The following is a 10017-nucleotide window of genomic DNA, read 5'->3' as shown; positions in this document are numbered from 1 at the left end:
CTCCGCCGGGTCGCGGTCGGCGTCGGCGCGGCCGTGGTCGTCGCCGCGCTCGCCCTCACCGCCTGGGGCGCGTTCCTCCTCCAGCCCCACGGCGACGAGCCGGTGCGCGCCGACGCGGTCGTCATGCTCGCCGGCGCCGACGACGGCCGACACCTGTACGCCCGCGACCTCGTCGAGGCCGGCTACGCCGACACCCTGCTGGTGAGCAACCCTGGCGGCAACTCCGAGACCGTCGCCCGCCGGCTGTGCACGGGCATCGCCCGCCCCGCCGACGCCGAGGTGGTGTGCTTCTCGCCCGAACCGCGGACCACCTGGGGCGAGGCGCTGACGGTGGACGCGATCGCGCGGGCCCGCGGGTGGGAGCGCGTCCTCGTCGTCACCAATCGCCCTCACACACTGCGCGCCGGGACATGGATGCGCAACGCCACCGACCTGGACGTGCGGATGACGCCCATCGACCGGGTCGACCGCGCGATGCTGCCCGTGCACCTGGTGTGGGAGGTCGCCGGGTGGATCAAGGGCCGCGTCAACGGCCACTGGTGACGCGGGGTCAGGCGGTCTGGGCCCGCATCGCCGACGGTGCCGCGATCGGGGCGCGGGTGGTGAGCCGCGGCGACGTCAGCCCCTCGTGCGCGCGGGCGATCCGACCGAATACGGCGCTGCGGTCCATCGGCCGGTGCGGCAGATCCAACGCCCGACGTACGTCCGACGGCACGAGGCTCGCGGCCGCGTCGACCACCGTCGTGCACGACCGGTGCGCGGTCACCGAGTTCTCCGACACGCCCCGGCACGCCCGGGCGGTCTCCCGCAGCCGACGGGCGGCGCGACGCCCGGCGACAGTGTCGCGAGCGCGGCCACGGGCGCCCCGCAGCAGCTGCTCGAGCTCGCGCACGGTGGTGGGGAAGGCCCGCGCGCCCTGCAGCCGGGCCAGGCCCGCCCACTGGCACACGTACCGGTCCGACTCGGCCGGGGTGAGCGGCCGACCCGAGAACCGCTGGAACGCCGCGAGCAGTGCCCACGCCAGGGCGGCCTGCGCCCACTCCACCAACGCCGGGTCGGAACCGTAGTAGTAGTCCCCGTGCTCCGTGGTGCCGTTGAACGAGCTGCGGTCGCGGTGCGCGTGCTCGATCGTCACCATCGCGTCGTCGACGGTGCCGAACGTCGAGATCTCCACCAGGTCGTGCAGGTAGTCGTCCATCGTCCACGGGTTCTCGTCCGCACCGCACGCCACCATGACCGAGGCGTACGCGGGATCGGCGGACAGCATGAGCAGGCCGGTCGTGATGCCGATCGGCGTGGACGCGTCGCCGTGGACCCGCCAGATGGGGTCGCTCGACTGGAACCAGCGGGGGCCGGGGATGTCGAGGATCGAGCACACCGGCGAGTCCGCCGTACCGCGTGGAACTAGTGGTGACATGCACACACCCCGGGGTAGTGACGCCGCCTGTGGGGGCGGCCGGATAGGACCTGTCGCAGACTCTATCGCCCGGCTGCGCGGCAGAGAAGAAAAGACGGAGGGACCGCTGAGGAATCCCATGAACGACCGACACATCGCTTACATCTAGGCTGGGCCGCGCACGCCACACGCTTTCCGACCCCGAGGAGACGGCCGTGACCGCCACCCCCCTTCCCGCCCCCCGCACCGGCCCCGTCGTGCCCGACCGCTTCGCCGGACGCACCGCCCTCGTCACCGGCGCCAGCCGGGGGATCGGTCTGGGCATCGCCCGGCGACTCCTCGCCGAGGGGGCGTCCGTGGTCATCACCGCCCGTGGCCAGGAGGGGCTCGACGCCGCCGTCGCCGAGCTCGGTGCGCCCGACCGGGTGCTCGGCGTGGCGGGGAAGAGCGACGACGAGGAGCACCAGCGCGAGGTCCTGGCCCGTGCCGAGCAGGAGTTCGGGCCGATCGATCTGCTGGTCAACAACACCGGGATCAACCCGGTCTACGGCCGCACCGTCGATATCGACCTCGCCGCGGCCCGCAAGATCACCGAGGTCAACGCGCTCGGCACCCTGTCCTGGACGCAGAAGGTCTACCACTCGGGACTCGGCGAGCGCGGCGGCGCGGTGGTCAACATCGCCTCCATCGCCGGCCTCGCCCCGTCGCCCGGGATCGGCTGGTACGGCGCGACCAAGGCACTCGTCATGCGCCTCACCCAGGAGCTCGCCGTGGAGGTCGGCCCGTCGGTGCGCGTGAACGCCGTCGCACCGGGCGTGGTCAAGACCCGGTTCGCCGAGGCGCTGTACGAGGGTCGCGAGGAGGCGATGGGTGCCGCCCTGCCCACCGGGCGACTCGGCGTGCCCGACGACATCGCGGGCCCCGTCGCGTTCCTGCTCTCCGACGACGCGCACTGGATCACCGGCCAGACCCTCGTCGTGGACGGCGGCGCCCACATCGTCGGCGCCGGGCTGCAAGGCTGAGGCGGCCCGCAGGTGACCTCGATCCAGGAGTACTGTGCCTCCACCGGTCGCGCCCTCGAGGCGAGCCCGCCCATGGCCGTCGCCGGCCAGCCGCTCACGTGGGTGGACAGCCCGCCGTGGCAGCGCATCGAGTCGCCCGAACCGTCCGCGGTGATCTACGTCGACCCGGGCGCCCACCGCGACGGTTTCTCGCCCAACGCCGTCGCGACCTGCGCCCGCGTCGCCCCGGCGATGGACACCGAGCAGGCGGTCGAGATGATCGTCGCCACCGCCGACGCACTCGCCGACTGGACGCTGCTCGAGGAGGTCGCCGGCGAGGGCGACGAGTCCGCCGGGGCCGTCACCAGCATCTACCGCTACCTGCGCGGTACCTACACCGCCGAGCCCGGTGAGATGGCCACCTCGAGCCTGATCGTGGGATGGAGCGACGACGAGGCCACGTACGTCTTCCAGTTCGTCATCACCGGGTGGCGCGAGGACGTCTCCGTCCACGACGACGCGATGAGCTGCCTCCTCATCGGCGAGTGGACGGCCGGGCAGATCGTCGACGCAATGCGCGGATAGGGTGGTCGGCGCCACGGGTGGGCGACCGCGCCGGGCAGTGCCCGCGCTGGTGGGCGCGGCGCGGGGACGGGTCACGATCGACGAGGGGAAGGCGGGACGGACGTGCAGTTGCGCGAGCTCAGTGTGACGGGGGCGTGGGAGATCACGCCGCGCCAGATCTCCGACGACCGCGGGGTCTTCCACGAGGCGTTCACCGACCCCGCCTTCCGCGAGATGACCGGGCACCGGTTCGACCTCGCGCAGGTCAACGTGTCCGTCTCCGGCGAAGGCGTCCTGCGCGGCCTGCACTATGCCGAGGTGCCACCCGGGCAGGCGAAGTACGTGCTGTGCCCGTCCGGCACCGTCTTCGACGTGGTCGTGGACGTCCGCGTGGGATCACCGACCTTCGGCGAGTGGGCCGGCGTCCTGCTCGACTCCGTCGAGCAGCGGGCCGTCTACATCCCCGAGGGCGTCGCCCACGGATTCCTGGCCCTGGAGCCGCAGTCCACCGTGATGTACTTCTGCTCGGAGGGTTGGCGGCCCGGCGCCGAGCACGTCATCGACGCCTTCGACCCGAAGATCGCGATCGACTGGCCGCAGATGGCGCTCGACGGCACCGCGATCGAGCACGTCATGAGCGACCGCGACCGCGACGCGCCGAGCCTGCTCGACGTGGCGGCCGCCGGGCGACTCCCGCAGTGGGACGCCTGCCGCTCGCACGTCGAGCGGCTGCGGGAAGCCACCCCCCTTGTGGACGCACAGTGGCGTCCCGCCGAGGCCTGACCTACTCTCGGCGATCTGCCCCGCCGACCCGCGCACCGACGACTCGTGCACTGTTGGACCGTGCATTGTCGGACCGTGCGCTGACGGCGCGGTCGGCCGATATCCATCCGACGATCAAGGAGATCCCCATGTGTTACCCCGTCGCCTGTCCCGTCTGCGGCAAGACCACCTGGGAGGGCTGCGGCGAACACGTCGACCAGGTCAAGGCGGCCGTGCCCGCCGAACAGTGGTGCGACGGACAGCACCGCGCGGCCGCAAACTGATCGGCGTGGGCCGTTCGGGCCGGGCCGGTGTGGCGTGAGCTGCTCCGGCGGGGCCGACCGAGCCCTGCGGGGGCGTCCTCGCCCGGTCCCGGCCCGCGCGCGCCGATCAGACGGTAGAAAAAGGGGGACCCCTCACCCCTCACGGAGGCCCCCAGTGAGCACCCCGTTCGTCCTCGTCGAGAACACCGGTCCGACCGCCCGCGTCACGCTCGACCGGCCCGAGCGCCGTAACCCGCTGTCCCTGCAGATGATGCGGGAGGCCACCGCGGCGATCCGCGCACTCGGTGACGACCCCGACTGCCGGGTCGTCGTGCTCACAGGCTCCGGGCCGGCGCTCTCGGCCGGGCACGAGATCAGCGAGATGGTCGAGCGCACCCTCGAGCAGGAACGTGAGATCTTCTCGGTCTGCGTCGACCTCATGGAGAGCATCCAGGCCATCCGTCAGCCCGTGATCGCCGAGGTCCAGGGGCACGCGGTGGCGGCCGGCTGCCAGCTCGTCGCGACCTGCGACCTGGCAGTCGCCGTCGACACCGCCCGCTTCGGCACCCCCGGCGTGAAGATCGGCCTGTTCTGCTCGACGCCCATGGTGGCGGTCTCCCGGAACATCGGCCGCAAGCGCGCCATGCAGATGCTGCTGACCGGCGAGACGATCGACGCGACCACCGCCGTCGAATGGGGGCTGATCAACGAGTCGGTCCCCGCCGACCGGCTGCGCGCCCGTGTGGACGAGCTCGCCACGCAGATCGCCGATGCGAGCCCGCTGACTCTGGAGATCGGCAAGCAGGCCTTCTACCGGCAGATCGACCTGCCGCAGGACGAGGCCTACCGCGAGATGGCCGAGACCATGGCCACCAACGCCGTCACGTGCGACGCGCAGGAGGGGATGAGCGCCTTCCTCGAGAAGCGCACGCCTCAGTGGCGCGGTGAGTGAGTCGTATCGTCGCGCAGTGAGTGAGCCGTAGTGTCGCGCGAGAGCCCTGCCACCGGGCTGCGACTCGCATGATCGCTCCACCCGGCACCAGCGGGTAGCCGCTCCTGCCGGTGGCGTCTCGCGCCTGGGGATGTACGCCACGGGCATCGACGCTCCTGTCCATGGCGTCTCGCCTGCGCGCCGGGCGGAGCGAGACGCCATGGTCGCGCGCGGCTGCGGCGGACCGCTGGGTCGGGCATGGTCGAGCGGGAGCGGATGCAGGGGGAGAAGAGGCGAACTCTCCGCCGACTAGGATCGACGCATGGCGCTTTCCGTGATGACGGTGTGTACAGGGAACATGTGTCGCTCTCCGCTGGCCGAGCGACTGCTGGCCGCACGCGCCGCCGCGGCCGGACTCGACGTGACGGTCGACTCCGCCGGAACCCGCGCCGCCAACGGAGCGGAGATCCACCGCGAGACCCTGCGGGTGCTGCAGGGCTACGGCGGTGAGGGCGACGGGTTCGCGTCGCGCTTGCTCACCGCCAAGCTGCTGACCGGGAAGGACCTCGTCCTCACCGCGACCCGCGCGCACCGCGACGCCGTCCAGGAACTCGCGCCCCTGCTGTGGAAGAAGACCTACACGCTCCTCGAGGCCGCGCGGCTGGCCGACTCGGACGAGTCCGTCACGCTGGCGGGCCTGTCGCGCGCGCGGCTGAACATCAACACCGACGATCCAGCGCTCGACGTGGAGGACCCGATCGGGCGGGAGTCCGAGGTGTTCGACCGCACGGGCGCACAGATCAGCGACGCGGTGGACTCCATCGTCCGCCTGCTGGCACGCAGCTGATCGAGGCACCCCACGCGGTCTGCGCGACCGGTGAGCCGGCGACCCGCCCGGCCCGTATGGCGTCAGGGGTCCAGCGGTTTACGACGGTCCAGGTCCCGCAGGAATTCCGGATCGTCGTCGGGAGCGATGACGCGCGGGGGAGCCGGCCGTGAGCCCGGCCCGAAGGCCCGCCACAGCAGAATCGCCACCGTCACCACCCCGATGAGTGCGAAGAGCCAGATCACTCGAACCTCCTTTCCACCACGATACGTATCCTGGGGAGCATGAGCGAGCGAGACGAATCAACACACCCCACGGACGGGTCGACCATGCCGGCCACCAACCCGGAGGGCAGCTCGCCCGGTGCCCGCCTGGCCCGGAACATGGTCTTCTACACGATCGTCCGCCTGCTACTGGTGTTGGCGCTGACGCTGGTGATCATCGGGCTCGGCAGCCTCGCCGGCGTGCAGATCCCGGTCCTGGTCGCGGCGATCATCGCCGTGGTGATCGCGCTGCCGCTGTCGATGGTGCTGTTCAGCCGATTGCGCGCGCAGATCAACTCCGGCATCGCGGAGGTCGACGCCGGGCGTCGCGAAAAACGCGAGGACCTGCGGCGGCGCATGAACGAGGCCTGAGCCCACCCCGGAAGGGGGCAGGCACGGCGGGGAGCGCGGTGCCGGGCGGGCGTGTCAGCTGCGCGGGCCGCCCGGCCAGAACGACCCCGGCCAGCGGAAGTCCGGGATGCGCACGGAGCTCCGCGGCTCGCCGGAGGCGTCCGATCCCGCGGACCCCAGCGATCCGGACTCCCGGGTCGGCGGGACGGACGTGTGCGGAGCCGGCGGCTGGAGTCGACTCGTATCCGCCTCCGTCGGAACGGAGGTCGGATCGGACGAGTGCGTCGTCGAGGGCTCCGCCCCGCCGGGAACGCTCGGGTCGGGCAGCCCGGGCTCGCTCTGGCCCGGCTCCGTGCCGCCCGGTTCGGTCCCGCCGGGACCGGTGGTGGGCGGCGGTGACGTCGGAGTCGTCACATCGGGTGAGGTCCCGGGCGTGGTGCTGCCGGGCTCGTCCGTGCCGGGGGTGCCGCTGTCCGGATCGTCGGTGCCGGGCGCGTCCGGCCGATCGGCGGTCGTCTCGTCATCGCGAGTGTCACGGTCATCGATTCGCTCGGTCTCGAGCGGATCGATGTCGGTGCGCGGCTGGGCGGGTGTCCATTGCTCACCGGTCGGCTGAGCAGTCGAGGTCTCGCTCGGGGGAGCGTAGGTGCCGGCCTCCTCATCGGGGACGTACAACGCCCCGGGCGCCGGCTGGACCCCGATGTAGTAGCGGCTCAGGCAGTGATCGGTGACGTCCTGGGACCCGTCGGTGAAGATGGTCATTCCCGGGGTGCCCCCGTCGGCATCGGTCGCACACCGGGCGATGAACTTCCCCGACTGCTCTTCGCGGTCCGTCGTCGCGGTGGGCGACGTCAGTTCGATCGCGGGCGCGGAGCGTGGCCCCTCCGAAAGCACCTGCGGTTCCGGCTGCGCGCACGACGCCGCAACCAGCGCGATTGCGCCGGCGGAGAGGAGCACCCGATTTCGCATAACGATAGTGTCTCAGTTCTGTCAAAGGATGGCCACCGGATGAGTGCGGCGGGGTCGATTTCGCAGGTGATCAGCTCGTCGTGACCCTGGTACGGACAGCGCCCAGGGCTGCGACACCGGCCGCGAGGAGTGCGGCGAGCACTCCGCCGACCCCCACCATCACCAGATCGGACACGGGCAGGTTCTCGTTACCGCCCACTCCGGTGACGCCGGTCAGTCCGCCGAAGACACCGCCGACCCCGCCACCGGCACCGGTCAGGGCCTCGGCGCCCCCGGAGCCGAAGGCCGCGCCCAGCACGACGCCCAGGGCGGCCGCGCACACCGCGACCAGCAGCGTCTCCAGGACCAGCATGAGCCAGACGCCGGTACGGGTCACGCCCACGCCGCGCAGAAGCGAGATCTCCCGCGTCCGCTCGCGGACGGCCAGCGTGAGCGTGTTGGCCACGCCGACCAGCGCCAGGGCCACCGCCACCGCCAGCAGCAGCGAACTCGACGTGAGCACGGTCCGGACGGACGTGGCGATCTGCTCGCGGGAGGCGAAGCTCTCGGTGACGGCCAGGTCGGGAGCGGCGTCCACGACGGTCGAGCGCACGTCCTGCAGGGCGGCGTCGAGCTGCTCGCCCTCCAGGGCGTCGTCCATCCGCAGCCACAGCTCGGTGCGGGGCACGAACTGGCTGGGCACCTCCACACTCTCAGGCCAGGGCGAACCGTCGGGGAGTCGCGCCACAGGCCAGGCCGGCACGCTGTCCGGAGAGGCGAGGGCCCACTGGTCGCTCGTCCGGCGCACCACGAGGTCGCGGCCGTCGTCGTCGGAGAAGAACGTGAACCGGACGGTGTCGCCGTCGCTGGCGTCCGCGGCCACGGGGGAGGACTCGGGCAGCATGATCTCGCCCGGCCCCGGCAGGTCCACGTCGCGGCGCATGACCTCGCGGATCCGTTCCGGGTCGGCCACCCGCAGCACCGTGCGCTTGCCCTGGGGGTCCTCCGCGTACATGTCCGTCACGACGAGCGACTCGGCCACCCCCCGGGTCTCGGGCAGGGACTCGGGCAGTCCGGCGGGCAGGAGACCATCGGGCGCGGTGACGGCCACGTCCAGGGGGACCCGGTCGACGAGGCGGGCCTGGATCGCGGGCCCGAGCAGTGCGATGCCGGTGACCATCGTCGCGGTGAGCGTCACGCCCACCAGGACGGCGGACGAGGTGGCGGCGGTGCGCCGCGGGCTGCGGGCGGTGTTGCGCGCGCCGAGCAGCCCCACAGGGCCGAGCACGACGCCCACCACCGACCCGAGCGCGCCGAGGAGGGTGGGCAGCGCCGCGGCGGCCACCGCGAGTACGCCGAGGAACGCCAGAACCCCCCACGCGCCGGCGGAGACCACGTCCCGCGCCGCCACCGCGGCCGACATGGAATGCCAGCCGAACGCCGCCGCCGCCGCGCCCACCACGACCATCGCGAGTCGCCGCCACCACGGGTCGGGAAGCACGTCCACCGGGCGCATCGCCCCGAGCGGACTGCCGGAGGTGGCCCGCCACAACGACGGCAGCGCGGTGAGCGCCGTGACGCCCATGCCCACCGCGGCGGCGAGCAGGTATGCGCGGCCGGGCACGGTCACCTCCTGCAGCGGGATGGTCACCCCGAGCCGCGGTGCCTCCCGGGACGCCAGGGAAACCGCGAACCGGCCCAGCGCCAGCCCGGCCGCGGTGGCCAGCGCGCCCACCGCCAGCGCCTCGGCGATGCCCGAGACCCGTAGCTGCGACCGGGATGCGCCCAGGCACCGCAGTAGCGCCGTCTCGCGCACGCGGGCGGCGAACACCACCGCGAAGGTCGTCCCGATCACCAGCGCGGCCACCGCCACCGCCAGCACGGTGAACGCCAGCAGGGCGCGCGTGTAGACGTCGCGACCGCCCACGAACGACTCGGCGAGTGCGGCGGCCTCGGCGGCGCCTGTGGACACCTCCACCGCGGACGTCCCGGGCACCTCGGCCAGCCGCTGCTCGATCTCCGCGGCCAGCGCGGCGTCGGGCACGGTCCCGTCGGAGGCCACGCGCACGTCCCCGCCGGCGCCGTTCGGCGCCCACTGCTGCACCTGCTCGTCAGTCGCGTACAGCGGGAACGCCGACTTCATGTCCGGCTGGCCGGCCAGGTCGAACAGGCCCACCACCGTGACAGGGGCGGGGTCGCCGCCGCCGGTCGGCTGCACCTCGAATGTGGCGCCCACCGGCAGACCCGCATCCGCGCGGATCGCCACCTCGCCCGGAGAGGCGGGAAGCCGCCCGCCCGCCAGTGGCTGCCAGCGCAGGCCGTCGTCGGTGGCGAGCGTCGTCGTCGTCGTCATCTGTTGGGCGCGACCCTCCACCCGGGCCCGCACGTAGGTCTGCGCGTCCACGGTCACCGCACGCACGCCCGGCGTGGCGGCGATGGCCTCAAGGCCGAGCCGCTGTGATTCGGCCGCCTCCTCCCGCGCGGCCTCGCTGCCGGCGGAGGTCCGGTCGCCGAGGTTCTGCACGAGCACCGCGGTGTTCTCATAGCGCATGCCGAAGGTGGCGTCGGCGCTCGCCGCCATCGTCCGCAGGACGCCCACGGAGGCGAGGACGAACGCCACGGCCACCGCGATCGCCAGCAGCGTCCCCAGGTAGCGGCCCGCGTGGGCGCGCAGCTGACCGAGGACCAGGCGGGCGCTCACGCGGTGGCCGG

At 72.8% G+C, this 10017-nt stretch carries 12 protein-coding genes; 8 read left to right on the top strand and 4 right to left on the bottom strand.

What is annotated here, in order from left to right; all coding sequences use genetic code 11:
- Window positions 1–543: YdcF family protein (locus HMPREF3086_RS17620; protein ID WP_070723238.1), on the top strand; the 543-nt coding region annotated here is incomplete at its 5' end.
- A 7-nt stretch (window positions 544–550) separates the two neighbouring features.
- On the opposite strand, the gene HMPREF3086_RS17615 is transcribed toward HMPREF3086_RS17620, so the two are convergent.
- Window positions 551–1417: an oxygenase MpaB family protein gene (locus tag HMPREF3086_RS17615; RefSeq protein ID WP_244881710.1), complete on the bottom strand. Its 867-nt coding sequence runs from the start codon at window positions 1415–1417 to the stop codon at window positions 551–553.
- 194 nt (window positions 1418–1611) lie between these two features.
- Between HMPREF3086_RS17615 and HMPREF3086_RS17610 the strand changes: the two genes are divergently transcribed.
- From HMPREF3086_RS17610 to HMPREF3086_RS17585, 6 genes are all read left to right on the top strand, one after another.
- Window positions 1612–2418 (top strand): SDR family oxidoreductase, encoded by an 807-nt coding sequence (locus tag HMPREF3086_RS17610; RefSeq protein ID WP_198150812.1) that lies wholly within the window; start codon window positions 1612–1614, stop codon window positions 2416–2418.
- Between the two features lie 12 nt (window positions 2419–2430).
- Complete coding sequence (locus tag HMPREF3086_RS17605; RefSeq protein ID WP_061229357.1) at window positions 2431–2982, top strand: LpqN/LpqT family lipoprotein; 552 nt, start codon at window positions 2431–2433, stop codon at window positions 2980–2982.
- A gap of 102 nt (window positions 2983–3084) precedes the next feature.
- A complete protein-coding gene (gene rfbC, locus HMPREF3086_RS17600) occupies window positions 3085–3744 on the top strand; it encodes a dTDP-4-dehydrorhamnose 3,5-epimerase (protein ID WP_061229358.1) in 660 nt (219 codons plus the stop codon).
- A gap of 128 nt (window positions 3745–3872) precedes the next feature.
- Window positions 3873–4007 carry a hypothetical protein gene (locus HMPREF3086_RS19795; RefSeq protein ID WP_256386798.1) on the top strand — a complete coding sequence of 45 codons (135 nt, stop codon included), beginning with the start codon at window positions 3873–3875 and terminating at the stop codon, window positions 4005–4007.
- 154 nt (window positions 4008–4161) lie between these two features.
- The gene (locus HMPREF3086_RS17590) at window positions 4162–4938 is read left to right on the top strand and encodes an enoyl-CoA hydratase (protein ID WP_061229360.1); all 777 of its coding nucleotides are present in this window, start codon (window positions 4162–4164) and stop codon (window positions 4936–4938) included.
- 301 nt (window positions 4939–5239) lie between these two features.
- Entirely contained in the window at window positions 5240–5764 is a 525-nt protein-coding gene (locus tag HMPREF3086_RS17585; protein WP_061229361.1) for an arsenate reductase/protein-tyrosine-phosphatase family protein, read from the top strand.
- A 62-nt stretch (window positions 5765–5826) separates the two neighbouring features.
- On the opposite strand, the gene HMPREF3086_RS19185 is transcribed toward HMPREF3086_RS17585, so the two are convergent.
- The gene (locus tag HMPREF3086_RS19185) at window positions 5827–5988 is read right to left on the bottom strand and encodes a hypothetical protein (RefSeq protein WP_165001057.1); all 162 of its coding nucleotides are present in this window, start codon (window positions 5986–5988) and stop codon (window positions 5827–5829) included.
- Window positions 5989–6027: 39 nt separating this feature from the next.
- Here HMPREF3086_RS19185 and HMPREF3086_RS17580 point away from each other — a divergent pair, with 39 nt between their 5' ends.
- Complete coding sequence (locus HMPREF3086_RS17580; RefSeq protein ID WP_174521553.1) at window positions 6028–6378, top strand: DUF4229 domain-containing protein; 351 nt, start codon at window positions 6028–6030, stop codon at window positions 6376–6378.
- Between the two features lie 54 nt (window positions 6379–6432).
- Here HMPREF3086_RS17580 and HMPREF3086_RS17575 read toward each other — a convergent pair whose 3' ends face one another.
- Both HMPREF3086_RS17575 and HMPREF3086_RS17570 read right to left on the bottom strand, forming a co-directional pair.
- Window positions 6433–7326 carry a hypothetical protein gene (locus HMPREF3086_RS17575; protein WP_244881711.1) on the bottom strand — a complete coding sequence of 298 codons (894 nt, stop codon included), beginning with the start codon at window positions 7324–7326 and terminating at the stop codon, window positions 6433–6435.
- A gap of 70 nt (window positions 7327–7396) precedes the next feature.
- On the bottom strand, window positions 7397–10017 hold a 2621-nt coding region (locus HMPREF3086_RS17570), incomplete at its 5' end, for an ABC transporter permease (RefSeq protein WP_246831043.1).

Source organism: Dietzia sp. HMSC21D01 (assembly GCF_001815995.1).
Lineage (GTDB): Bacteria > Actinomycetota > Actinomycetes > Mycobacteriales > Mycobacteriaceae > Dietzia > Dietzia cinnamea.
The sequence above is the reverse complement of the archived record's forward strand: the minus strand, read 5'-3'. Positions and strand labels throughout refer to the sequence as shown.

Coding starts and splice junctions, on each gene's coding strand:
- HMPREF3086_RS17615 (WP_244881710.1), bottom strand. CDS start 1,417: ATGTCACCACTAGTTCCACGCGGTACGGCGGACTCGCCGGTGTGCTCG.
- HMPREF3086_RS19795 (WP_256386798.1), top strand. CDS start 3,873: ATGTGTTACCCCGTCGCCTGTCCCGTCTGCGGCAAGACCACCTGGGAG.
- HMPREF3086_RS17585 (WP_061229361.1), top strand. CDS start 5,240: ATGGCGCTTTCCGTGATGACGGTGTGTACAGGGAACATGTGTCGCTCT.
- HMPREF3086_RS17580 (WP_174521553.1), top strand. CDS start 6,028: ATGAGCGAGCGAGACGAATCAACACACCCCACGGACGGGTCGACCATG.
- HMPREF3086_RS17575 (WP_244881711.1), bottom strand. CDS start 7,326: ATGCGAAATCGGGTGCTCCTCTCCGCCGGCGCAATCGCGCTGGTTGCG.